The 22,929-nt window shown below is 57.6% G+C and carries 23 protein-coding genes; 7 read left to right on the top strand and 16 right to left on the bottom strand.

Annotated elements, in window-relative coordinates; all coding sequences use genetic code 11:
• Positions 1–138: 138 nt before the first annotated feature.
• The 9 genes from uhpT to AK59_RS0101500 all read right to left on the bottom strand — a co-directional run bounded on the left by uhpT (position 139) and on the right by AK59_RS0101500 (position 8,220).
• On the bottom strand, positions 139–1,530 hold the full coding sequence (gene uhpT / locus AK59_RS0101535; RefSeq protein WP_013094812.1) for a hexose-6-phosphate:phosphate antiporter: 1,392 nt from the start codon (positions 1,528–1,530) through the stop codon (positions 139–141).
• A 140-nt stretch (positions 1,531–1,670) separates the two neighbouring features.
• On the bottom strand, positions 1,671–2,990 hold the full coding sequence (locus tag AK59_RS0101530; RefSeq protein WP_013094811.1) for an MFS transporter: 1,320 nt from the start codon (positions 2,988–2,990) through the stop codon (positions 1,671–1,673).
• Positions 2,983–4,488, bottom strand: coding sequence for a signal transduction histidine-protein kinase/phosphatase UhpB (gene uhpB / locus AK59_RS0101525; protein ID WP_029881857.1), 1,506 nt, complete (start codon positions 4,486–4,488; stop codon positions 2,983–2,985). The genes AK59_RS0101530 and uhpB overlap by 8 nt, the downstream gene beginning before the upstream one ends.
• Positions 4,485–5,078: a transcriptional regulator UhpA gene (gene uhpA / locus AK59_RS0101520; protein WP_029881856.1), complete on the bottom strand. Its 594-nt coding sequence runs from the start codon at positions 5,076–5,078 to the stop codon at positions 4,485–4,487. Before uhpA ends, uhpB begins: the two co-directional genes overlap by 4 nt.
• 82 nt (positions 5,079–5,160) lie before the next feature.
• The gene (ilvN, locus tag AK59_RS0101515; RefSeq protein WP_001171659.1) at positions 5,161–5,448 is read right to left on the bottom strand and encodes an acetolactate synthase small subunit; all 288 of its coding nucleotides are present in this window, start codon (positions 5,446–5,448) and stop codon (positions 5,161–5,163) included.
• A 3-nt stretch (positions 5,449–5,451) separates the two neighbouring features.
• Positions 5,452–7,140: an acetolactate synthase large subunit gene (gene ilvB, locus AK59_RS0101510; RefSeq protein ID WP_029881855.1), complete on the bottom strand. Its 1,689-nt coding sequence runs from the start codon at positions 7,138–7,140 to the stop codon at positions 5,452–5,454.
• 104 nt (positions 7,141–7,244) lie between these two features.
• Complete coding sequence (gene ivbL, locus AK59_RS1000000124880) at positions 7,245–7,343, bottom strand: ilvB operon leader peptide IvbL (RefSeq protein ID WP_071830013.1); 99 nt, start codon at positions 7,341–7,343, stop codon at positions 7,245–7,247.
• Between the two features lie 146 nt (positions 7,344–7,489).
• Positions 7,490–7,906 (bottom strand): helix-turn-helix domain-containing protein, encoded by a 417-nt coding sequence (locus AK59_RS0101505; RefSeq protein WP_028027984.1) that lies wholly within the window; start codon positions 7,904–7,906, stop codon positions 7,490–7,492.
• On the bottom strand, positions 7,906–8,220 hold the full coding sequence (locus AK59_RS0101500) for a type II toxin-antitoxin system HigB family toxin (RefSeq protein WP_020684666.1): 315 nt from the start codon (positions 8,218–8,220) through the stop codon (positions 7,906–7,908). Before AK59_RS0101500 ends, AK59_RS0101505 begins: the two co-directional genes overlap by 1 nt.
• Before the next feature lie 488 nt (positions 8,221–8,708).
• On the opposite strand from AK59_RS0101500, the gene tisB reads away from it, so the two are divergent.
• From tisB to emrD, 4 genes are all read left to right on the top strand, one after another.
• On the top strand, positions 8,709–8,798 hold the full coding sequence (gene tisB / locus AK59_RS1000000124125) for a type I toxin-antitoxin system toxin TisB (RefSeq protein ID WP_020684667.1): 90 nt from the start codon (positions 8,709–8,711) through the stop codon (positions 8,796–8,798).
• A gap of 64 nt (positions 8,799–8,862) precedes the next feature.
• Complete coding sequence (locus AK59_RS0101490) at positions 8,863–9,309, top strand: GNAT family N-acetyltransferase (RefSeq protein WP_013094803.1); 447 nt, start codon at positions 8,863–8,865, stop codon at positions 9,307–9,309.
• A 62-nt stretch (positions 9,310–9,371) separates the two neighbouring features.
• Positions 9,372–10,205, top strand: coding sequence for an EamA family transporter (locus AK59_RS0101485; RefSeq protein ID WP_029881854.1), 834 nt, complete (start codon positions 9,372–9,374; stop codon positions 10,203–10,205).
• A 175-nt stretch (positions 10,206–10,380) separates the two neighbouring features.
• A complete protein-coding gene (gene emrD / locus AK59_RS0101480) occupies positions 10,381–11,565 on the top strand; it encodes a multidrug efflux MFS transporter EmrD (protein ID WP_032618354.1) in 1,185 nt (394 codons plus the stop codon).
• Here the strand turns inward: emrD and AK59_RS01000000123510 are convergent.
• Both AK59_RS01000000123510 and dsdC read right to left on the bottom strand, forming a co-directional pair.
• Entirely contained in the window at positions 11,468–12,556 is a 1,089-nt protein-coding gene (locus tag AK59_RS01000000123510) for a glycoside hydrolase family 5 protein (protein ID WP_032618344.1), read from the bottom strand. The two genes, emrD and AK59_RS01000000123510, sit on opposite strands and share 98 nt — an antisense overlap.
• An 84-nt stretch (positions 12,557–12,640) precedes the next feature.
• On the bottom strand, positions 12,641–13,567 hold the full coding sequence (gene dsdC / locus AK59_RS0101470; protein ID WP_029881851.1) for a DNA-binding transcriptional regulator DsdC: 927 nt from the start codon (positions 13,565–13,567) through the stop codon (positions 12,641–12,643).
• Between the two features lie 204 nt (positions 13,568–13,771).
• Here dsdC and dsdX point away from each other — a divergent pair, with 204 nt between their 5' ends.
• Both dsdX and dsdA read left to right on the top strand, forming a co-directional pair.
• Positions 13,772–15,109, top strand: a complete 1,338-nt coding sequence (gene dsdX, locus AK59_RS0101465; RefSeq protein WP_029881850.1) for a D-serine transporter DsdX — start codon at positions 13,772–13,774, stop codon at positions 15,107–15,109.
• 17 nt (positions 15,110–15,126) lie between these two features.
• Positions 15,127–16,413: a D-serine ammonia-lyase gene (gene dsdA / locus AK59_RS0101460; protein ID WP_029881849.1), complete on the top strand. Its 1,287-nt coding sequence runs from the start codon at positions 15,127–15,129 to the stop codon at positions 16,411–16,413.
• 32 nt (positions 16,414–16,445) lie between these two features.
• Here dsdA and AK59_RS0101455 read toward each other — a convergent pair whose 3' ends face one another.
• From AK59_RS0101455 to AK59_RS0101440, 4 genes are all read right to left on the bottom strand, one after another.
• On the bottom strand, positions 16,446–16,793 hold the full coding sequence (locus AK59_RS0101455; RefSeq protein WP_029881848.1) for a DUF202 domain-containing protein: 348 nt from the start codon (positions 16,791–16,793) through the stop codon (positions 16,446–16,448).
• Entirely contained in the window at positions 16,783–17,130 is a 348-nt protein-coding gene (locus AK59_RS0101450; protein WP_013094795.1) for a YidH family protein, read from the bottom strand. The genes AK59_RS0101455 and AK59_RS0101450 overlap by 11 nt, the downstream gene beginning before the upstream one ends.
• A 92-nt stretch (positions 17,131–17,222) precedes the next feature.
• The gene (locus tag AK59_RS0101445) at positions 17,223–18,545 is read right to left on the bottom strand and encodes a 6-phospho-alpha-glucosidase (protein WP_013094794.1); all 1,323 of its coding nucleotides are present in this window, start codon (positions 18,543–18,545) and stop codon (positions 17,223–17,225) included.
• A complete protein-coding gene (locus AK59_RS0101440) occupies positions 18,542–20,164 on the bottom strand; it encodes an alpha-glucoside-specific PTS transporter subunit IIBC (protein WP_013094793.1) in 1,623 nt (540 codons plus the stop codon). The genes AK59_RS0101445 and AK59_RS0101440 overlap by 4 nt, the downstream gene beginning before the upstream one ends.
• A gap of 222 nt (positions 20,165–20,386) precedes the next feature.
• Here AK59_RS0101440 and AK59_RS0101435 point away from each other — a divergent pair, with 222 nt between their 5' ends.
• Complete coding sequence (locus AK59_RS0101435) at positions 20,387–21,133, top strand: GntR family transcriptional regulator (protein WP_013094792.1); 747 nt, start codon at positions 20,387–20,389, stop codon at positions 21,131–21,133.
• On the opposite strand, the gene AK59_RS0101430 is transcribed toward AK59_RS0101435, so the two are convergent.
• On the bottom strand, positions 21,101–22,762 hold the full coding sequence (locus AK59_RS0101430; RefSeq protein ID WP_013094791.1) for a putative transporter: 1,662 nt from the start codon (positions 22,760–22,762) through the stop codon (positions 21,101–21,103). The genes AK59_RS0101435 and AK59_RS0101430 overlap by 33 nt on opposite strands.
• Positions 22,763–22,929: the final 167 nt, after the last annotated feature.

The following is a 22,929-nucleotide window of genomic DNA, read 5'->3' as shown; positions in this document are numbered from 1 at the left end:
GAATAAGGCTGCGCGAAAGGCGGCAGCAAAAAAACTGTAGAGCAAGGAGAGGGGCGATTGTGTAAAGCGGGGTAAAAACTGGAATTTAAAACAAAAAAGCCCGGCATCACACACCGGGCAAAGAAGTCACCTGCACACTCAGGCTGCTTTTAATTTCTGCACACGATTTTCACGGCGAATTTTACGTTCTTCGAGCACCGCAACCATCGCCATCAGGACGATACAGCCGATGGCGGCGGCATCCAGCGCCGCAAAGGTGCCTGCCCAGCCAGTGAGGCCGAAAATCGGCGTGCCGTCGGCAATCATCCCCAGACCCAGCTTGGCGAAGCTGTCGCCGATCAGGTAGGCGAAGGTGCCTTTAATCCCATCGGCGGCGCCGATCGCTTTTTTCGGTACAAATCCCACCGCCGCTACGCCGATCAACAACTGCGGACCAAACACCAGGAAGCCGAGCGCAAACAGAGACGCCAGGTAAACGTACTGGTTGCTGGCGTGCTGGTAGACGCCCAGGGTAGCGATAATCAGCGCCAGCGCGACGCAGGCCACCAGCGCACGACGACCGTTGGCGAGGTCAGAGAGCCAGCCCCACAGCAGCGTACCGACCAGCGCACCCACTTCAAACAGGGTAAAGCCCTGAATCGCGACTTCTTTAGAGAGCTTCAGCTCCTGGAAGGCATACACGGTCGACCACTGATCAATACCGATGCGCACCACGTACAGGAAAATGTTGGAGAAGCAGAGCAGCCAGATCACTTTGTTTTTCAGCACGTACTCAACAAAGATCTGCCATTTTGTCATCTCGTTCTCTTCGGTCTCTTTGTCCTCTTCGCTGATCGCCTCGCCGAACAGCTCTTCGGCTTTGCCGAGGCCATAAGATTCCGGAGAGTCGCTGCCGAAACGCAGACCGATAAAGCCGACAATCAGGGCGATAATCGACGGGAAGATAAACATGCCGATGACGTGACCATCAAACAGGTAGTTAGCACCGAACAGCGCCACGCCTGCTGCCCCCGCCCCGCCGAGGTTGTGGGAGATGTTCCACATACCAAGGTATGAACCACGCTTACGGCGCGGGGTCCATTTGGTGATGGTGGAGTAGCTGCACGACCCGCCGGTACTCTGGAAGAAACCGCTCAGGGCGTAGAAGGCGATCATCAGGAACAGGCTGACGGAGCCCGCGCCCATGCTGGCGCTGAAGCCGAGCATACAGATGGCGGAGAGGATCAGCATAAACGGCAGGAATTGCTTGGTGTTTTTGCCGTCTGCATAGTACGAGACAACGGTTTTGCCCACGCCGTAAGTGATGGAGAAGCCCAGGCCAATCATCCCCAGCTGCGTCATGCTCAGCCCGTAGGTGGAGATCATGTCGTTCTGCGCGATGTTAAAGTTCTTGCGGATCAGGTACATGGTCAGGTAGCCGATAAAGACCACCAGATAGGACTGCATGAACGGTTTGAACCACATTTTGCGCCGCACGTCGAGCGGCAGATCCAGGGTCGGCTTGCGCACCTGATTAAGGAAGGCCAGCATGGTTTGCTCCTGAGCTGATTTTTACCTGCGAATGGCAGGCATTGTAAAAATCAGCCAGGAGAGATGCCTGAGACAGCGTCCAGGTAAAACCGGGAAAATTTCTTAGTTTTGCGCCACTCGGGGTGAAAAGGTGAGGCGCATCACATCACACTGGCTTCACGCGGCGCCTGCGCATGCAAAAACGGCAGCAGCAGCAGGGCCGATATCCCCGCCGCGATAGCGATCACGGCAAAGAAACCGCTCCAGTGCCAGATGTCGATCACCCGCGCCAGCGGCCAGCCGGAGAGGGACGCGCCAAGGTAGGCAAACAGCCCGACGAAGCCCGTCGCCGCACCGGCCGCCTCTTTATGCGAGCATTCTGCCGCCGCCATGCCGATCAGCATCTGCGGGCCAAACACGAAGAAGCCGATGGTAAAGAAGCACGCCGCCTGCATCACGTAGCTGGCGAATGGCATCAACCACAGCGAACCGACGGAGAGTAAAATTCCTGCCGCAAAGATGAGGTTCATTGGGCCACGGTTGCCGTTGAAGAGCTTATCCGAGCCCCAGCCTGCCACCAGCGCGCCGATAAACCCGCCCAGCTCGAACATCGTCACCGCCGAGTTGGCGGTCACCAGGTCCACCCCCAGCGTCTCGGACATGTACAGGTTACCCCAGTCGTTGATGGCCGCGCGCACCACGTAGACCAGCACGTAGCAAAGCGACAGCAGCCAGATATACGGGTTTAACAGCACGTATTTGGTGAGGATCTCTTTGCGCGTCAGCCCCGCCCCCTCAAGCTGTTGCGCCACTTCCATTTCATCGTGCCGCCAGTCGCCCACCGCGGGCAGCCCCACGGTTTGTGGCCTGTCGCGCAGCCGCCAGCAGAGGAACAACCCGGCCAGGATCGCCAGACCACCGGCAATCATCATCCCCGCGCGCCAGCCGTAGTGCAGCGCCGCTGCGCCCACCACCATTGGGATCAGCGCGCCACCGACGTTATGCGCGGTGTTCCAGATAGCCCACCAGCCGCCGCGCTCGTTGCGCGAGTACCACGCCGTGAGCAGGCGGGCGCAGACCGGCGCGCCCCAGCCCTGGAAAAAGGCGTTCAACGCCCACAGCAGGGCAAAGGCCCAGAGCGAGGTGGAGAAGCCAAACAGAATGTTCACCACGCCGGTGGCGATTAGTCCAAAACCCATAAAATAGCGGGCGTTGGAGCGGTCGCTGACGATGCCGGAGAAGAACTTCGACAGGCCGTAGGTGATGTAGAACAGCGTCGCCAGCAGGCCGATATCGGTGCGCGTCATCACGCCGCTGGCTAGGATTTCCGGCGCGGCGGCGTTGAAACTTTTGCGGGTAAAGTAGAACAACGCGTAGCCGAGCCAGATAGTGATCAGGATATGACGACGCCAGTAGCGGTAGCGGGCGTCGATCTCCGCTTTGTTGCCTATCGGCGCGGCGTTTGCGGGGGTTTTAAACATGATGGCTCCTTAGCGGCAGGCTGACGCTGACGCGCGTCCCGTGGGTGCAGGAGATATGCAGTGTGCCGCCCAGCGCCTTCACGCGCTCGCGCATGCCCGCCAGGCCAAACCCCTGCTGCCCCGAGCCCGGCGGCAGGCCGCAGCCGTCGTCCTCAATCACCAGCCTGAGGCTTTCATCCTGCTGCCAGCCCTGCAGCGTCACCGCGCTGGCGTTGGCGTGTTTGACGATATTGTTCAGCCCTTCCTGACAGACGCGGAACAGCGTGACGCGCTGGCCTTCACTCAGCAATGATTCATCAATGCGCCAGTCGAGATGGCTGACAATTCCGCGGCTTTCCAGCTCCATCTCGCGCATCAGGGAGCGCACAGCCTGTTCCAGAGAGAGATCGTCCAGCTGGCGCGGACGCAGCCTGCCCAGCAGGCGACGCACCGAATCGTACACGCCAAGAGAAAGCTGTTCGATATGCGCCCCGCCCTGCTTCACTCCGGCGTTATCCGCCGCCAGGCGCTGAACAATGCCCGCCTGGGTGCGAATGGCGGTAATGGTCTGGCCGATGTCGTCATGCAGTTCGCGCGCCACCTCCTGGCGCACGCTCTCTTCGGTCTCCAGCAGGCGTTCTGCCAGGCGGCGATTGCGCGACAGTTCGGTTTGCAGGGACTGGTTCAGCTCACGCAGGCGCTGAATACCTGCCCCGAGCAGCAGCCCGGTCAGGCTCTGCGCCAGCAGAGAGAGCAGTAAATCGACCGGGTGATCGTGCCAGGTCTGGCTGGCAATCAGCGCGATGGCGTTCATCAGCGTGGCGATCAGCGCCCCCTGCCAGCCGTAATGCCAGGCGAGAGCAATGATCGGCAGCGCCAGACAAAACGGGGTAAAACGGGAAAGCTCAGCAGGCAGGCCAAGCTGCAGCCACAGGCTCACCACAAACAGCAGCAGATACCAAATGAGATGCCGGGCGCGCCAGTTAACCGGCTGGGAGACCAGCGATGGCCCGAGCGGCTGCCAGACAGTGCTGGTGAGATAGTGCCAGAAAACCAGACAGGTGGGTGCCAGCGTCAGGCCGCCGGTCAGGGTCAGCAGCAGGGCGTTAAGCATCTCCTTTTCGCCTACCCACGGCAGGGATTGCAGCAGCGCGGCAGCAATCAGCGCCGCCCCCTGGCGCAGCAGCGTGCGCCAGTCGCGCTGGTGACGATAGCGGGAAATCAACGCAACCGGGAGGAGCGTGAGCAGGCTTCCGGTCATCAATAAGGGCAGATGCGCGAGGGCGACCTCCTGCGACAACCAGATCAGCATCAACCACTCTGCGCCCAACAAAACCGGCCAGTAGCTGCGCGGGCATTGCAACATCAGCCCCAGACGCAGGCCAAAGGGAAACAGCAGCACCGCCAGCTCCGGGCGTTCCACCAGATGCAGGCTGATGCTCCACAGGCAGAACCAGGCGGCAGAGAAGATAAAAAAGCTGGCAACAACGGCGATCAGCCGCGAAATCAACGGGTTCATTGCCAGCTATCGAACATACGGCGCACCAGCTCGACGTCGTTGCTGACGCCGAGTTTTTCCATCAGGTTAGCGCGGTGAACGTGCACGGTTTTGGGCGACAAACCCAGTTCGGCGGCAATCTCTTTCACCGCCATCCCCTGAGCGAGTTTTTCTGCCACCTGACGCTCACGCCGGGTAAGCGGATCCTGACGTCCGGCCGCCAGCTTGAGGGCGATATCCGGCGTCAGGTAGCAGCCGCCCGTCGAGACGGTGCGCACGGCGGCAATCAGCTCGTCCGGGCTACAGCGTTTAGAGAGAAATCCGCGCGCCCCCGCGTTGAGCGCCTGCTCCACCAGCGCCGGGCTGTCATGAACCGAGAGCATGATAATCGCCATCCCTTTCGGTAACTGACTTAGCAGCTCCAGCCCGGAGAGATCCGGCATTGAGATGTCACAGATACAGACCTGTACACCACGCCCCGGCAGGCCCGCCAGCGCCTCGCGCCCCGAGCCGAACTCTGCCACCACCTGAAAATCCGGTTCGAGGTTTAAAAGCTGGGCAAAGCCGGAGCGAACGATAAGGTGGTCGTCGATGAGAGCGATGGTGGTCATGTCTGTTCCTGCGGTCTGAAAACGCCGGATGGCGCTGCGCTTATCCGGCCTACAAGAGCGAAAGACGCTTACCTTAAGCGATCTATTCGAAGAACACCGCAATTTTGTTAAACATGGTGGGATCGGACTGGTTGCGCGCCACTCTGGTGACGTCTTCAAGCTTGTCGATCTGGGCCATCATCTGCTCCAGACGCTGATCGTCATTGACCAGTAGCCAGATGCGGCTGTGCTCGCTGCCCTGAATCGGCAGACAGAGAATGCCTTCGACGTTAAACGCGCGACGGGCAAACAGCCCGCAGACGTGGGTCATGACGCCAGGGTGGTTGCGGACGGTGAGTTCCAGAATGACGTTTTCATGTTGTTTCTGCATGGCTTATTCCCCCACCATCTCAGTATTTGCCGCACCCGGCGGCACCATCGGATACACTTTTTGTTCAGGGTCGATACGGACGTGGATCAGCGCCGGGCCCGGACGAGAGATCGCCGCCTGCAGCGCTGCGTGGGCGTCCTCTTCTGCGTTCAGATCGCAGGTATGCAGGCCAAAACCGGCGGCAATTTGCATGAAGTTAATCATCCCCGGATAGGTCGCCGCAAACACCCCCTGCTTGTAGAACAGGCTCTGCTGTTGGTGTACCAGCCCCAGCGCCTCGTTGTTCATCAGGATGATTTTAACGTCTAACTGATTTTCGGCCGCGGTGGCCATCTCCTGAATGTTCATCATCAGGCTGCCGTCACCGGAGAAGCAGATCACCTTGCGGTCCGGGTTCGCCAGCGCCGCACCAACTGCCGCAGGCAGACCAAAGCCCATGGTTCCCAGGCCACCGGAGGTCAGCCACTGACGCGGACGGTTCAGCGGATAGGCCTGGGCGGTCCACATCTGGTGCTGCCCAACGTCGGTGGTAATAATCGCGCTGTCGTCCACGCAGGCGGCCACGGCGTTAATCAGCCCGTAGTGGCTCAGCGGGTCGCCTTCGGTTGGGATCGCGCCCGGGAACTCGCGTTGCAGATCCGCCACCATCTGACGCCAGTCGGCGCGGTCAGTTGCGTCCGTTTGCGGGATCAGCTGTGCCAGCACGTCGGCCACGTCCCCCTGAATCGCCACGTGCGGTTGTTTGATTTTACCCAGCTCGGCGCGGTCGATATCCACGTGAATGATTTTTGCGTTCGGGCAGAACTGCTCGGTTTTACCAATCGCCCGGTCATCAAAACGCGCGCCCATCACAATCAGCAAATCCGCCTCTTGCAGGATGTAGTTAGTGCTGCGCGCGCCGTGCATGCCCAGCATTCCTAATGACAGCGGATGCGCTTTAGGCAGCATACCGAGCGCCATCAGGGTCATGGTGGTAGGCAGGTTGGCTTTTTCAGCGAACTGACGGATTTCATCTGCGGCATTGATTGCCCCGCCGCCCAGATAGAGCACCGGACGCTTAGCGGCGTTGATCATGGCCGCGGCCTCGCGCACGCTCTCAGCGCTGAATTCTGGCGCGGGTGCCCGCTCGCCCGGCTCCGGCAGGACGTCGATCTCAATTTCTGCGGTCTGGACATCCTTAGGAATGTCTATCCACACCGGGCCTGGACGACCGGACTGCGCAATGCGGAACGCATCGCTGATAACCTGAGGAAGCTCGGTAATATCGCGAACTAAATAGTTATGTTTGGTGATGGGGATAGAGATGCCGTAGGTATCCACTTCCTGGAACGCATCGGTACCGATCATTGAGGACGGCACCTGGCCGGTGATGCAAATCAGCGGAATGGAGTCGAGACGCGCGTCGGCGATGGCGGTTACCAGGTTGGTCGCCCCCGGACCGCTACAGGCCATACAGACTGCCGGTTTACCCTGCGTACGCGCCATGCCCTGAGCGATAAAACCCGCTCCCTGCTCGTGACGCGCCAGCACGTGGCGGATCTGCGTGCTTTGGCTTAACGCGTCATACAGCGGCAGCACCGTACCGCCCGGAATACCCGCAACCGTGGTAATGCCCTGTCGTTCCAGTAAATGAACAATCAGCTGCGCGCCTGTAAAACGCGTCTTGGTGGATGTTGTGCCCGAACTTGCCATGCTCCAGTCCTTTTATGGGCCGACTTTCCGGGGAGGGGTCCTAAACGAAAAACCCCGCCCGGTTTGCGCCGGCGGGGTTTTGGATTCGTGTGTTGATCCAGTCCCTACGGCGCATTGCCGACGACCACCACCACACGCACGACGACCACTGCGGCTGGTTGCGCAGTTTTTAGTAGGGTCGCGGTGTTCATGGATGCAGTCATGGGGGACCTGTGTTTGGAATCATTGATTGAATTTATACAAACACAGGTTTTCGGGCGTGACAATGGAAATATTTTCATCTGCGCAAAAATGCGTCAGGGATCACGTTTCGTTTGTTGGGTGATGAAAGCAAAAAAGCCGTTTTGCCTCATTCAATAAATAGTGCTGGTGAAACACCAAATCTGGACGCCAGCTTTTTAATGTGGTTCAGAGTAAGCTGTCGCTGACCATTAAGAACCCTTGAAACCATTGATTTACTACCAATTTCATCCTGAAAATCAGATGTTGTCAATTTATACTGATCCATCAAGGTTCTTAAAACCGCGATACCGACAGGCACGAGTTCCATCTCCTTGCGTAACGCGACGATCTCTGGCCGATTGGCTTCGTAACGGCTGATTCTGGCGCACACGATATCCAGCAATGGGCTATTAGGTTCGTTAATAAGCAGATACTCAACCAACTCCAGTGCATCGTTATAATCTTTCTCGCTCGGCTGCTCTCCCAATAGAGGAACGGCCTCAACAAGGGCATGCGTAGCTTTCATTGCATCAGCGACGATCATCATTTCTTCCCCTTAGTGCGATGTTTTTCCGTAAAACGGTCATATTCCTTATGAGTAAAAACATGGCGCACATAAAACTTTTGGCTTTCAAAGAATATGAGAGCCACTACCCTAAGATTGTTGTTCGCAATATCAATAACATAATGCTTATCCAGATACTTGAAGTTATCCAGCGTCGGAAATAGTTTTTTTAACGCAGCAGGTGTTGGGCAATGACTCTTTTCAAGAGTGCGTCCCAAAACGAGGAGTTCTTCCCTGTGCTGCGGAAACTGGATAACCGCATCCAAAATTGCCTTCATCGAGATTAAATGCATACTGCATGCCTGCCGCGTCCGTTGCCATTATGGCAACAATAGCAGTCATTGCCAATAAGTCAACAAGCATCCCGTTCTGTACAGAAAGCAGAAAACAAAAAACCCCGCCGGAGCGAGGTTTTTTCAGGGTTTTGCGGTTGGTTGCCGCAGAACACACTGTGTTACGTCAACGCACGAAGTATATGCGATCGAAGACGAACGCGCAATTCCGGCACGGATTTTGACGTTTTTGAGTATGGAATGGGTTTCGAATTTTGTCCACAAAATACTGTTCATGCATACAGTATTTATCTATACTGAGGATGTTCGCAGTGAGCGAGGGGGCCGCAGTTCTACCGGCGCAACGAAGTCCTGGCTGAAACGGGTGGTGCCGTCAGTGCCTTAACCCTCTGAAGTGAGCACACTGTGTTACGTCAATCGAGGTGCTGGCAACAGGCGGCGGAAAGGTACGCCAGCATCGTGCTCCTTTTTACCAAAAGGAGACGCGTATGAGCGTAGTGGATATGGTGATACTTATCCTCAAACTCATTGTTGCTGTTCTGCAACTGCTTGATGCTGTCCTGAAATACCTTCGGTGATTCAGGTTCAAGTCGCACCTGAGAGGGGCGGGCAACCGCCCCTCTTTAATAACGAGGGAATGCTATGTCGCGTCTGTTAATTGAACCCATCACGCCGGAAGAGCCCGGGTATATCGCGCTGAAAGCCGAAAGCATCGCGGCGAATTTCAATATGCTGCGCAGGCTGGAAGAGAACTGGCAGCGTGGTGAAAACCGCTTTAACGCGCCGGGTGAAAAGCTGCTGGGTGCCTTTTTAAACGGCAAGCTGGTGGGCGTCTGCGGCCTTAACCGCGATCCGTTCAGCCAGCAGCCGCGTGCCGGACGTATTCGCCATCTTTATGTCAGCGAGAAGTGCCGCGGTCTGGGCATTGGTAAACAGCTGTTAACGGTGGTGATGGCCGATGCCAGCATCTGGTTTGATTTCCTCAATACCCATGCCCCCGATACGGCCTGCGGCTTCTACCGTCGGGCAGGCTTCAGGCTGGTGTCAGACGAGCCACGGGTTACCCATCGTCTCTTTTGCGCGGTGTAGCTGGCTGGCGACATCAGGTCGTGAATGTTACAGTTGAGTGACAATTCACCGCCAAAGACGCCATGACCCTCTCCGTTTTCTGTATTTTGCTGTTCGCCGCACTGCTGCACGCCAGCTGGAACGCCATCGTCAAAGCCGGAACGGATAAGCTTTACTCGGCGATCAGCGTTAGCGGCTCCGCCACACTCATTGCGCTGGTTTTATTGCCATTTTCTCCTCAACCCTCCGTAGCCAGCTGGCCATTTTTAGTGGTCTCCTGCGCGCTGCAGGTGGTGTATACGGTACTGGTGGCGAAGACGTATCAGGTCTCAGACATGAGCCAGACCTATCCGCTGATGCGCGGAACAGCCCCACTGCTGGTGGCGCTGATCAGCGTGCTGGTGCTCGGGGATAGCCTCTCCTGGCTCGCCTGGGCGGGCATCGGAGTAATCTGCCTGTCGATCCTCGCGATGGCGATAAATGGCCGACTGCAGTCCCGCAAAGGGATCTGGCTGGCACTGCTGAACGCCTGCTTTATCGCCGGCTATACGCTGGTGGACGGAACGGGCGTACGTTTATCGGATACCGCGCTGGGCTATACGCTGTGGACCTTCTTTATGAACGGCTTCTGCCTGCTGTGCTGGGCAATGGTGGCGCGACGCCGCGAAGCTTCCAGCTACCTGCGTTTGCACTGGAAAAAGGGGTTGCTCGGCGGGGTGGGAACCATGGGCTCGTATGGCCTGGCCTTATGGGCGATGACGCAGGCTCCGCTGGCGGTTGTCGCTGCGCTGCGTGAAACCTCCATACTCTTCGGTGCGCTGATCGCATTTGTGCTTTTAAAAGAAAAGGTTGCCGGTCTGCGTATCGCTGCCGCGTTGGGTATTGCAGCCGGTGCGATCCTGCTGCGTCTGGCGTAATTCACTGGCAACATTAGTTGCCGTTCTTGTTTACAAAACCTGCCTTAATCCTCTTCTTCATTCATCATGACAATGCTTAATTTGTCATCTCATTGTGGTAGATTCCTCGCGCATTTATGGGAATGCGTAGTCACTTATTCTTCATTTTTCTCTTTTGGCAAAAGTATTCAGCGACATGAAAAAACAAAGGAACGTTAACTTATTGTTGATGCTGGTGTTACTGGTGGCCGTCGGTCAGATGGCGCAAACCATCTACATTCCGGCGATTGCCGACATGGCAAAGGAACTCAACGTCCGCGAGGGCGCGGTACAAAGCGTGATGGCCGCCTACCTGCTGACCTATGGCGTTTCGCAGCTGTTCTACGGGCCATTATCCGACCGCATTGGCCGCCGTCCGGTCATTCTGACCGGCATGTGCATTTTCATGGTCGCGACGGTGGTTGCTATTACCACCCATAGCCTGACCGTACTGATTGCCGCCAGCGCGCTGCAGGGGGTAGGCACGGGCGTCGGTGGGGTGATGGCGCGTACCTTACCGCGCGATATGTATCAGGGCACGCAACTCCGCCATGCCAACAGCCTGTTGAATATGGGTATTCTGGTCAGCCCGCTGCTGGCACCGCTGATTGGCGGCCTGCTGGACACAATGTGGTCCTGGCGCGCCTGCTATGCCTTCCTGCTGGTGCTGTGCGTGATTGTCACCTTCAGTATGGCGCGCTGGATGCCGGAAACCCGTCCCCAGGACGCACCGCGCACGAAGCTTCTCGCCAGTTACAAAACGCTGTTCGGCAACGGGGCTTTTACCTGTTATCTGCTGATGCTGATCGGCGGTCTTGCGGGCATTGCGGTGTTCGAAGCCTGCTCCGGCGTGCTGCTGGGAGCGGGGCTTGGCCTGAGCAGTATGGTGGTGAGTATTCTGTTTATCCTGCCGATCCCGGCGGCGTTCTTTGGGGCCTGGTTCGCCGGACGTCAGAACAAACGCTTCTCAACGCTGATGTGGCAGTCTGTTATCAGCTGCCTGCTGGCTGGCCTGATGATGTGGATCCCGGGTCTGTTTGGCGTAATGACCGTCTGGACGCTGCTGATCCCGGCGGCGCTGTTCTTCTTCGGCGCGGGGATGCTGTTCCCGCTTGCCACCAGCGGCGCCATGGAGCCGTTCCCGTTCCTCGCGGGTACGGCGGGTGCGCTGGTGGGCGGTTTGCAAAACATCGGTTCCGGCGCGCTGGCCTGGCTCTCCGCCATGATGCCGCAAACCGGGCAGGCTAGTTTGGGTTTACTGATGACGCTGATGGGGCTACTGATTTTGCTGTGCTGGCTGCCGCTGGCGTCGCGTGTTCCCCACCACGAGCAGCCTGTTTAACCGCATGATGGCCCGGCTTCTCGCCGGGCTTTTCACACGCCGGGGCAATCATCGCCTCCAGCAGCGGCTCTGGCGCTGGCCGCCAGGCCCCCTCCTCTCCGTCATAAAACTGGAAATCGGCGTTAATCGCGTAGGGTATTTTCGCCTTTTGCAGCTCACAGGCCATAAACGTGGCAAAGGCCATTTGCGACGCGGTGGGTGTAAAGCGGTTTGATTCCCCCACGCCCCAGCCCCCGACCCAGCTGACGTGTCCGGTTTTTTGTTGCCAGCGCAGCGCCGTCGCGATGCGATTGTGAATCGCCGCTTTCTCCGCCGCCGTACCGGAGGTCCACGGGTATTTGCCGTTATTTTTCAGCGGCCCCCACGGAAAGATATGCCACTCCGCCAGCAGGAAGTTTTGGCTGTGCGCAGGCAGCTTGAGGCTGGGGAGATCTTCGGGGGCCGCACGCAGGCGGGGAGCGATGAAGATCATCCGGTCCGCATCAATGCTGTGGATGACCTTGATGGTTTTTTCATACACCCGGTTGAGCGAGGCTGCGTTGTGGTTGAGCTTGTCCGCAGGCTCATAAATCAGGTCAAAGCCCAGCAGCGGCGAACGTTTGCCGAAATAGTGCGCCACGGCAATCCACCAGTCGGTAACCTCTTTTTCGTTATCGGCTTTCGGATCGTTTTTATAGCTGTCCGCCTGATACGCGATAATCGGGATCACGCCGTACTGCTCGCAGGCTTCCACCAGCTTACGCAGGTGGATCAGCCGTGCTTCGGTCGGCTCATCGGCCACGCGAATACGCACATGGCTGATGCCTTTCGCGCGAAAGTCGCGTACCACCAGCGGGTCGAATTCCCGTATCCCGCGCTCGGTGCGCGCCCAGTCCACGTCCATACCCACACCCAGCTTTTGCGCATAAAGCGCAGCCGTCAGCGGCGGCTCGGCGGCTATCGCCCAGCCGGAAGAGAGAAGTAACGCGGTCGCAATAAGAGGCTTTAACACGGTTTACCCTGGATAAATCAAAAGCATTACCTGTATTTAGCACGCTTTCTCGCCTTTGGTGTAGCGTCAAAGCGTAATAATTCTTCAGCCTGCCAGTTCTCTTAGCCAGCCAATAAAGGCGTCAATTTTCGGCCACTGACGGCCGGGAAGCGTTGAGATGTAATAGTGCTGATGGCATTTGAGGGTCTTGTTGCCAAACGGGGCGATAAGCTCGCCCCGCTCAAGGCGCTTTTGCACCAGCCGCTTTCTCCCCATCGCCACGCCCACATGATTCATGGCTGCCACTATCGCTAAATCGGAACGATCGAAGCCAACACCCGATGATGACGGCATATTCATCGCAAAATGCTGCGCCCAGCTGAGCCACTCATCCGTACCGGAATCATTACTCCAGGCCTGACGGTCGTGCAGTAACGTGCAGTGGCTGAGGTTATCGGGGTTTTTCAACAGCGCATGCTCGCGGGCATACGCGGGCGAGCAGACGGGCAAAATCTCCTCGTCCATCAAGAAATGATGAGAAAGGTAGTTTGGCGGCGTATCGTCGAAATAGATGGCCAGATCGATGCCGGTTCGCTGCATATTGACGTACTCATTGCCGGTGAGAATGGTGAGAGATATCGACGGATAACGGCGGGTAAAACCCCCCAGCATGGGGACGAGCCAGCACTGGGCGATTGACGGCCGGGAATACACCGTCAGCGTACCGGACAGCGCCTGGTTTTTAATATCCAGGATCTCCTGATTCAGGGTGTCGAGGGATGATTTTAGGGTCCAGTAAACGCGCTTTCCCTCCTGCGTCAGCTCAACTTTACGGTGCGAGCGGACAAACAGCTGAATGCCCAACTCCTCTTCCAGCAGGTTGATGCGGTGGCTCACCGCGCTGGGGCTGAGCGACAGTTCCGCCGCCGCCAGCGCGAAGGATTCATGCCGGGCAGCCACTTCAAAAGTGTACATCTTTGACAGTTGCCAGCCATTTAGCAGCCGGTTTCTGACTTCATTCGCATCGGTCATCACAATTCTCACACGTTATTTCTGCGCCCAGCATACCGCCCAGGCATGAATTTATGTGAACCAACAGCGAAATAAGTGCGCTTTTTTGAGTTCAGTCACTCATTTGATCCAATCTGGCTCACCTGAACGGCAATTTTTATCGTTTGTCAGCTCACGCCGTTTTTTCGTCCAATACCCACAGATGACATAAGGGTGAGGTGAGATATGGGATCGCCGGTCTGGGTTGTGGTAACGCTGCTTGTCAGCATTGTGTTGATTGTTTTAACCATCGTAAAACTGAAGTTTCACCCGTTCCTTGCGCTGCTGCTGGCGAGCTTTTTCGTCGGCGCGATGATGGGGATGAGCCCGCTGGATATGGTGAATGCCATTGAAAGCGGGATTGGCGGTACGCTGGGCTTCCTGGCAGCAGTCATCGGCCTGGGTACCATTCTGGGTAAGATGATGGAAGTCTCCGGTGCGGCGGAGCGCATCGGGATCACCCTACAGCGCTGCCGCTGGCTGTCAGCGGACGTCATTATGGTGCTGGTGGGTCTTATCTGCGGTATTACGTTGTTCGTGGAAGTGGGCGTGGTACTGCTGATCCCACTGGCGTTTTCCATCGCCAAAAAGACGAATACGTCGCTGCTTAAGCTTGCCATTCCGCTCTGTACTGCACTGATGGCGGTGCACTGCGTGGTACCGCCGCATCCGGCTGCGTTGTTTGTCACCAACAAATTAGGTGCGGACGTCGGAACGGTGATTGTTTACGGCCTGCTGGTGGGTCTGGTGGCATCTCTGGTTGGTGGCCCGCTGTTCCTGAAACTGCTCGGCAACCGTCTGCCGTATAAACCGGTTCCGGCAGAATTTTCCGACCTGAAGGTGCGGGAGGAGCATACCCTGCCGTCGCTGGGGGCAACGCTGTTTACGGTGCTGCTGCCGATTGTTCTGATGCTGGTGAAGACCCTCGCTGAGCTCAATATGGCGAAGGAAGGCACGCTGTATACCCTGCTGGAGTTTATCGGCAACCCGATCACGGCAATGTTTATCGCTGTATTTGTCGCCTACTACCTGCTGGGGATCCGCCAGCATATGGGCATGGGCGCAATGCTGACCCATACGGAGCACGGCTTTGGCTCTATCGCGAACATATTGTTAATTATTGGTGCCGGTGGCGCGTTCAACGCTATTCTCAAAACCAGCGGGCTGGCAGATTCGCTGGCGCATATTCTCTCGAACCTGCACATGCATCCGATCCTGCTCGCCTGGCTGGTGGCGCTGGTGCTGCATGCCGCTGTAGGCTCCGCTACGGTCGCGATGATGGGGGCGACCGCAATAGTGGCGCCGATGCTGCCGCTCTATCCGAACGTAAGCCCGGAGATCATCACCATTGCCATCGGTTCCGGCGCTATTGGCTGCACGATCGTGACCGATTCGCTCTTCTGGCTGGTCAAGCAATACTGCGGCGCGACCCTGAATGAGACCTTCAAATACTATACGACGGCGACGTTTATCGCCTCGGTGCTTGCACTTGGCGGCACATTCCTGCTTTCTTTCATTATCTGAGCGCGACGAGACGTATTATGGAAAACGCAACTATCACTGCTTTAACCGCACAGTTTCCTCTGGTTGAGGATCTGATGGCTCTGAAAGAGACAACGTGGCTTAACCCGCGAACCACTTCGCTTGCAGAAGGGTTGCCCTATGTCGGGCTGACCAAAGCCGACGTGGACGACGCGCATGCGCGCCTCAACCGCTTCGCGCCGTATCTGGCGAAAGCCTTCCCGGAAACCGCGGCAACGGGCGGGATTATCGAATCTGAGCTGGTTGCTATTCCGGCCATGAAAAAACGGCTGGAGAGAGAATCTGGCAAGGCTCTTCCCGGAACGCTGCTGCTGAAAAAAGACAGTCATCTGCCCATCTCCGGCTCGATTAAAGCGCGCGGCGGCATCTACGAGGTGCTGACCCACGCGGAAAAACTGGCGCTGGAAGCGGGATTGCTGAGCACTGAAGATGACTACAGCATCCTGCTGGAACCGCGCTTTAAAGACTTCTTTAGCCAGTACAGCATTGCGGTGGGTTCAACCGGCAACCTGGGAATGTCCATCGGCATCATGAGCGCACGCATCGGCTTTAAGGTGACGGTACATATGTCCGCCGACGCCCGCGAGTGGAAGAAAGCCAAACTGCGCAGCCATGGCGTTACCGTCGTGGAATATGAGCAGGATTATGGCGTGGCGGTGGAACAAGGGCGAAAAGCGGCGGAAAACGACCCGAACTGCTTCTTTATCGACGATGAAAACTCCCGCACCCTGTTCCTGGGCTATGCCGTTGCCGGCGAGCGCCTGAAGGCGCAGTTTGCCGAACAGGGCCGTGTGGTGGATGCAGAGCACCCGCTGTATGTCTATCTGCCGTGCGGCGTTGGCGGGGGTCCTGGCGGTGTGGCGTTTGGTCTGAAGCTGGCGTTTGGCGACAACGTTCACTGCTTCTTTGCCGAGCCCACGCACTCCCCGTGCATGCTGCTGGGGGTTTATACCGGCCTGCACGATGAGATTGCCGTGCAGGATCTGGGTATCGACAACGTGACGGCAGCGGACGGGCTGGCGGTCGGACGCGCGTCGGGCTTCGTCGGCCGCGCGATGGAACGTCTGCTCGACGGGTTCTATACCCTTTCCGATCAAAGCATGTACGACATGCTCGGCTGGCTGGCGCAGGAGGAAGGGATTCGTCTGGAGCCATCGGCGCTGGCGGGCATGGCCGGGCCGCTGCGTGTTCAGGCTGATACCAACGTCACCCATCTGGTGTGGGCGACCGGCGGCGGCATGGTGCCGGAAGACGAGATGGCGAAGTATCTGGCGAAAGGGAAGTAATTATGCCGGGTGGCGGCTGCGCCTTACCCGGCCTACAGGTGCACAATTTGTTGAATGTGGGTTACCGCAAACAGCAGTGATAGCGACAGCACGGCCAGGGCGATGAGGAACTTATCCCGCACCGCCTTCGGCTGCACAAAATCGTCCTGCGCCACGTCCATCACGTTACGGCTGCGGGTATAGCGCCATAAAATGATGGCCACCAGCGCCAGCACAACCAGTGAGATCCAGAAGGGTAGCCCCGTGCGGTGCCAGTTGTGCTTAATCGCCAGGGCAATCAGCGCGCCATACCCCAGCAGCGTACGCAGCCACGCCAGCGACGTCCGCTCCGGCTGCAGGCCGGAGTCCGCTTCGCGCCGCGCTTTGCGACTATCCGCCATACACCACCAGCACCATCACCACGCCCGCCACTGTCAGCAAAATCGCACTGATGATCAGTAACCCACGCGTATAGGGCAGATCCTGCTTCAGGCGCATCGCCTTTTCGTTACGCAGCCAGCGCAGATAGCCGTAAATCGCCAGTACGCCCGCAAACAGGCACAGCAGCAGCGCCAGCACTTCACGAATCAACGGCGTGGCGAAATCGGGCGCGAGCTGATCAAGACCGACGCCGGCGGCCAGAAAGCCCAGCGCGGTACGGATCCACGCCAGATATGTACGTTCATTGGCCAGCGAGAAGCGGTAGTCCGGGGCTTCACCGAGGCGGGAAATTTTCATGAAGGCTCCTTGTCATGCTGCAGGCAGGCTTCAGCATAGCGTAAATCGGCCAGGACAAGGAGACCGGCATCAGGCGATGCCGGTCAGGAGGGTTAATGCAGTTCTGGCCAGTAATCCTTATTGGCCTCGATCAGGTCATCCAGAATCGCTTTCGCGACCGACGCGCTCGGTACGGTTTTTGACAGGGTGATTGCCTGCCAGAGTTTCTGGTACGAGCGTTGCTCCCAGGCATCCACCACCAGTTTTTCCACCGCCACCTGCTGGCTCATCAGCCCTTTCTGGAAGTGCGGGATATCGCCCACGGTGAGAGGCTCCGGCCCGTTATGGCCCACCAGACACGGAATTTCCACCATCGCGTCGGCATCGAAGTTATGAATGGCCCCGTTGTTTGGCACAATCAGCAGCATCCGCTCCTGGGTATTAAAGGCAATCGCCGTCGCCAGATCGACGATGTACGAGGCATGTTCGTCGATCTCCAGCTCCCCGGCAGAGGATTTTCCGGCTTCTATAATCGCCCGGCACGAACTGAATACATGCTTCTCACGGTGATCCATAACTTCATTGGCGCGGGTCCGCTCCGGGTTGGCGTGCGCGACCACGTAGTCCGGGAACAGGTAATACTTCAGATAGGTGTTTGGCATGGTATCTGGATCGAGCGCCTGCACGTCTTTGGCTTTGGCGAAGGTATCGTTCCAGCTCGCTTCGGTATGCGCATCTTCCGAAGGCGGAACATAGCCGTGTTTCGCCACGTATTCGCGCAGTTTCGGCATCAGATCGTTACCGTTCAGATCTTCAATCGATGTCCACCAGCCGAAGTGGTTCAGGCCGTAGTAACGCACGCGCATCTGTTTGCGGTCTTTCAGGCCGACAATCTGCGCCATGCGCCCTTCAATACCGATTGGCATATCGCAGATGTTGAGAATTTTGGCATGTGGACGCAGGCGGCGCGTCGCTTCCGCCACAATCGCCGCCGGGTTGGAGTAGTTCAGCATCCACGCGTTCGGGGAGTACTGCTCCATATAATCCACCAGTTCCAGTACGCCGCCGATGGAGCGCATGCCGTAAGAGATCCCACCCGGGCCGCAGGTTTCCTGACCCAGCACACCGTGACGCAGCGGAATTTTCTCGTCTTTTTCGCGCATCGGGTATTTGCCCACGCGGATGTGCGCCATCACGAAATCCACATCGGTAAACGCCGCTTTTGGATCGGTGGTGTAGCTAAACTCAATCTCCGGTGCCTGTTCCTTAAGGATAATTTTGCACGCCTCGGCGATGGTTTCCTGACGTGCGCCATCGTTGTCATAAAACTTCAGGGCACGCAGCGGGAAACGGTCACGGTTGGCTAACAGCATCAGGACGATACCAGGCGTAAAGGTGCTGCCGCCGCCTGCAATGACAACTGAGAATTTTTTCATGATATAGCCTCTGTCAGGGTGGTTTGTTCATTCGTTAAAGGGGTTTTCATCAGCGATTCCAGCTGGTCGCGCACCTGCGGAACGTGCAGGCCAACGATCACCTGTATGCCGTTGCCGCGTCGCACTACGCCGTGTGCGCCGAGGGCTTTGAACACCTCATCGCTTTGGGTTTGCGCCATGTCGACCAGCGCGATACGCAAGCGGGTGGCGCAGTTGTTGATGCTTTCGATGTTGGCCGCGCCGCCCAGCGCCTGCAGGAATCCGGCGGCTTGGCCGACCTGCTGGCTGGCGGCAGCCGGGGCGGTGGTTTGTCCGCGCGCCGCCTTATAGTCCGCCTTGCTGTAGAGTTTGATTTCACTCTCTTCACGACCCGGGGTTTTGAGGTTCAGACGCTCAATCAGCGTTTTGAAGACCACGAAGTAAAGGCCGGTAAAGCAGACGCCGATGCCGATCTGGGTGAATACCGTTGAAGCGTGGTTATGGAACATGGGGATCCAGTTTTGCGGCAGGAATTGGTCCAGCAGGCCACCGCCCATGTTGCCCACCACGCCAAAGGTGTACATCACCGTCGCCATGGTGGCCGCCAGCACGGCGTGAATGGCAAACAGCAACGGCGAGATAAACAGGAAAGTAAATTCCAGCGGTTCGGTAATCCCCACCAGCACGGCGGTAAGCGTGGCCGGGATCAGCAGGCCCGCGACCTTGACGCGGTTTTCTGGTGAGGCGGTGTACCAGATCGCCAGCGCAATCCCGACCGATCCAAACACCTTAGCGTTACCGTGCAGCGCGAAACCACCTTCCGGGAACAGGGTTTTCAGCGGCAGCGTGCTCTGGCTGAACGCCTGAAGATGCTGCGCCCAGTAGACCTGAATCCCGCCCTCAACGGCGGCCGGGCCAAAGATAAACGGACCGTAGACGAAGTGGTGCAGCCCGGTTGGGATCAGAATGCGTTCCAGGAAGGTATACACCCAGACACCGAGCGCACCGGCGGAGCGTAAGAACGCCTGCAGGGACTCAATGCCCATCTGCACTTTCGGCCAGCCCAGCAGCGTCAGCCAGGCGCAGGGGATCATGACGAAAAACGCGATAATCACCACAAACGAGGTGCCCTGGAAAATGCCCAGGAAAACCGGCAGTGGTTTCTCGAAAAAGCGGTTATGGATCGCAGTGACAATACCGGAAATCGCAATCGCCCCAATAATGCTGGTATCAAGGGTTTTGATCCCGGCAATCATCGCCAGCCCGCTTCCCGCCGTCGGTTCGGCGGAAAAGTCGACGCCAAAGAAGTGGCCCCAGGTCATCCCCATCGCGTTGATGAAGTAGTTCCAGGTCAGGAAGCTGATCAGCACCGCCAGACAGGCGCGGCCCTGCGCCTGTTTCGCCAGACCAATCGGTAAGCCAACGGCAAAAATCAGCGGCATATTGCGGAACACCGCCCAGCCGCCCTCTTCAATGATGTGCACGATCTGCGCGAACAGATTATCAGGAGCCGTTAAGGCTTCGCCCACGAAAAGCGGATTACGAAGCATGATGGCGATTCCCACCACGATCCCGGCAAAGGGAAACAGCAACACCGGGGTAAACATGGCACCACCAAAACGTTGTATTTGACTGAGCATCTTTAAATCCTCACGTAACAACCTGTAGGGGAGAGAGGCCTTTATGGTTTTGTGCTGGCCTGAGGTGAGCATAAGAAGTTACTGATGCGCGAACATGGCGTGCCGCTGCGATTCGTGATCGCATTCATGGTTTTATTTTGACCAATCAGGTCTACTTTTCGCTGTAAATATGGACATGTCAGGATGCAATCCACACCCTGATACGGGCAGAGAGGTCTACTGGTGATCTACAAATCCATTGCCGACCGATTACGGCTACGGCTGAATTCATCGGACTACAACATCGGCAGCCCCATTCCGGGTGAGAAAGCGCTGGCGCAGGAGTTTGGCGTGGCGCGCATGACCATTCGCAAGGCGCTGGATCTGCTGGTGAGCTGGGGGCTGGTTGAGCGGCGACACGGCAGCGGGACGTTTGTAGCACGCAAAGATGTGCACCATGAAACCACCAACCTCACCGGGCTGGTGGAGGTACTGCGTCAGCAGGGCAAAGAGGTACAGAGCAAGGTGTTGCAGTTTGAAGTGATGCCCGCCCCGCCCGCCATCGCCAGCCAGCTGCGGATCCAGGTGGATGAGCGGATCTACTTTTCCCGCCGGGTGCGCTACGTGGACGGAAAACCGCTGATGCTGGAGGACAGCTTTATGCCCGTGAAGCTGTTTCGCAACCTCTCGCTGGCGCATCTGGAAGGGTCAAAGTTTGATTACATCGAGAAGGAGTGCGGAATTACAATCAGCGGCAATTACGAGAGCCTGACGCCGGTACTGGCCGATAAACAACTCGCTGGTTACATGAACCTGCCGGAGCAAACGCCGCTGCTGCGCATTACCTCTCTCTCCTACAGCGACAGCGGCGAGTTCCTTAACTATTCCGTGATGTTCCGAAATACCAGTGATTACCAGGTGGACTACCATCTGCGGCGCATCCACCCGGACGACCTGCTAACTCATCCCCCAGAACAGCACCGCCAGTAGCTGCGGGGTGATGATGCGCAGGAACATGACCAGCGGATAGACCGTAGCGTACGACAGCGCCGCCGCGCCGCTGGTGGCGTGCAGGCTATTGGCAAAGGCCAGCGCCGGTGGATCCGTCATTGACCCCGCCAGCATGCCGCACAGCGTCAGATAGTTCATTTTAGCGAACATTCGCGCCAGTATGCCGACCGTCAGCAGCGGGATCGCGGTGATGAAGATGCCGTAGCCGACCCAACTCATCCCTTCCCCCCTGACCAGCGTATCGACAAAATCGCCACCGGATTTTAGCCCGACGACCGCCAGAAACAGCACAATGCCCAGCTCGCGCAGCGCCAGGTTGGCGCTCGGGGGCATAAACCAGTAGAGCTTACCGACACAGCCGATTCGCCCGAGGATCAGCGCCATAATCAGCGGCCCGCCCGCCAGACCCAGCTTGAGGGCCACCGGGAACCCCGGTATATACAGCGGAATGGAGCCAAGCAGCACGCCCAGCCCGATACCGATAAACACCGGCAGCATTTGGACCTGCTGCAGTTTTTGCTGAGCGTTACCGACCATATCCGCCACGGCGTCAATGGACGACGGACGCCCGACCAGGTTAAGAATATCGCCGAACTGCAGGCTGGCTTCCGGGCTGGCGACCAGTTCAACACCGGCGCGATTGAGACGAGAGATAACCACGTCGTAACGTTCTTTTACCTGCAGATCGCGTATTTTCTTGCCCAGAACGTGCTCGTTAGTTACCACCACACGCTCCACGCGCATGTCGGTGCCGCGGGTAGAGAGCGAGGTATCCACTTCCTGACCAATCACCAGCCGCGCGTTGTTTAAATCCCCGGGCTGCCCGACAAGGTGCAGCAGATCGCCTTGCCGGATAATGGTGCCAGGCGCGGGCACCATCAACATTTCGTCACGTTTAAGGCGCGAGCAGATAATATTGGCGCTGTTCAGGATCGGCACGTCCTGAATCGCCATGTTGTTCAGATTGGGGTTATCGACGCGGATGTTGATGGTTTTGATCGGCATATGGCCGTTGGTGAGCGTGGTTTCGTGGTCCTTCGCCTCTTTGTCGACGTTAATGCGAAAGAGCACCCGAACCAGCCACATGGAGAGCAGAATGCCGCAAATCCCGAACGGATAAGCCATGGCGTAGCTCATCCCCATCTGGTCGACAATGCCGGGTTCGATACCTAAATCGCGCAGAATTTGCTGGCCCGCCCCCAACGCGGGCGTGTTAGTCACGGCCCCGGAGAAAATGCCCAGCACCACGGGCAGCGGAATTGCGAAGAGTTTATGCAGGATAGCGGTGACCAGCCCGCCCATTACGACGATGCCGAGGGCAAACAGATTGAGGCGTAATCCGGAAACCCGCAATGAGGCGAAAAAGCCCGGCCCGACCTGAATGCCGATGGTATAGACGAAGAGGATCAGGCCGAACTCCTGCGTAAAGTGGAGCATATCGGCGCTGAGAACCAGCCCGAGTTTGTCAGCAAAGTGTCCGACAAAAATGCCGCCAAACAGCACCCCACCGATCCCAAACCCGACGCCACGGATTTTGATGTTGCCAATCCATAATCCAACAACAGCGACCAGGGCCAACACGCTGACGGTTAACGCGATATCACTCATGATCCACTTCCTTGCATAACCTTAGTTATGTTAAGGATTCTCTCAGAGGTGAAGGGCGTTGTATGGGTGATGGCGCACAAAAAAGCCCTGCCGGGGCAGGGCTTTAACTTTTCACCCTCTCCCTGTGGGAGAGGGCCGGGGTGAGGGCATCAGCCCGCACAGATTTT

The sequence above is a fragment of the Enterobacter sp. T1-1 genome (assembly GCF_000710795.1).
Taxonomy (GTDB): Bacteria; Pseudomonadota; Gammaproteobacteria; order Enterobacterales; family Enterobacteriaceae; genus Enterobacter; species Enterobacter cloacae.
Note: the sequence above shows the minus strand (reverse complement) of the source record. Positions and strands in the feature narration are given on the sequence as shown.

Coding starts and splice junctions, on each gene's coding strand:
- uhpA (WP_029881856.1), bottom strand. CDS start 5,078: ATGACCACCATCGCTCTCATCGACGACCACCTTATCGTTCGCTCCGGC.
- uhpB (WP_029881857.1), bottom strand. CDS start 4,488: ATGAACCCGTTGATTTCGCGGCTGATCGCCGTTGTTGCCAGCTTTTTT.
- AK59_RS0101450 (WP_013094795.1), bottom strand. CDS start 17,130: ATGAAAATTTCCCGCCTCGGTGAAGCCCCGGACTACCGCTTCTCGCTG.
- ilvB (WP_029881855.1), bottom strand. CDS start 7,140: ATGGCAAGTTCGGGCACAACATCCACCAAGACGCGTTTTACAGGCGCG.
- dsdX (WP_029881850.1), top strand. CDS start 13,772: ATGGGATCGCCGGTCTGGGTTGTGGTAACGCTGCTTGTCAGCATTGTG.
- uhpT (WP_013094812.1), bottom strand. CDS start 1,530: ATGCTGGCCTTCCTTAATCAGGTGCGCAAGCCGACCCTGGATCTGCCG.
- AK59_RS0101455 (WP_029881848.1), bottom strand. CDS start 16,793: ATGGCGGATAGTCGCAAAGCGCGGCGCGAAGCGGACTCCGGCCTGCAG.
- AK59_RS0101530 (WP_013094811.1), bottom strand. CDS start 2,990: ATGTTTAAAACCCCCGCAAACGCCGCGCCGATAGGCAACAAAGCGGAG.
- AK59_RS0101440 (WP_013094793.1), bottom strand. CDS start 20,164: ATGCTCAGTCAAATACAACGTTTTGGTGGTGCCATGTTTACCCCGGTG.
- ilvN (WP_001171659.1), bottom strand. CDS start 5,448: ATGCAGAAACAACATGAAAACGTCATTCTGGAACTCACCGTCCGCAAC.
- AK59_RS0101505 (WP_028027984.1), bottom strand. CDS start 7,906: ATGATCGTCGCTGATGCAATGAAAGCTACGCATGCCCTTGTTGAGGCC.
- tisB (WP_020684667.1), top strand. CDS start 8,709: ATGAGCGTAGTGGATATGGTGATACTTATCCTCAAACTCATTGTTGCT.
- AK59_RS0101500 (WP_020684666.1), bottom strand. CDS start 8,220: ATGCATTTAATCTCGATGAAGGCAATTTTGGATGCGGTTATCCAGTTT.
- ivbL (WP_071830013.1), bottom strand. CDS start 7,343: ATGACTGCATCCATGAACACCGCGACCCTACTAAAAACTGCGCAACCA.
- dsdC (WP_029881851.1), bottom strand. CDS start 13,567: ATGACCGATGCGAATGAAGTCAGAAACCGGCTGCTAAATGGCTGGCAA.
- AK59_RS0101490 (WP_013094803.1), top strand. CDS start 8,863: ATGTCGCGTCTGTTAATTGAACCCATCACGCCGGAAGAGCCCGGGTAT.
- dsdA (WP_029881849.1), top strand. CDS start 15,127: ATGGAAAACGCAACTATCACTGCTTTAACCGCACAGTTTCCTCTGGTT.
- emrD (WP_032618354.1), top strand. CDS start 10,381: ATGAAAAAACAAAGGAACGTTAACTTATTGTTGATGCTGGTGTTACTG.
- AK59_RS0101430 (WP_013094791.1), bottom strand. CDS start 22,762: ATGAGTGATATCGCGTTAACCGTCAGCGTGTTGGCCCTGGTCGCTGTT.
- AK59_RS0101485 (WP_029881854.1), top strand. CDS start 9,372: ATGACCCTCTCCGTTTTCTGTATTTTGCTGTTCGCCGCACTGCTGCAC.
- AK59_RS0101445 (WP_013094794.1), bottom strand. CDS start 18,545: ATGAAAAAATTCTCAGTTGTCATTGCAGGCGGCGGCAGCACCTTTACG.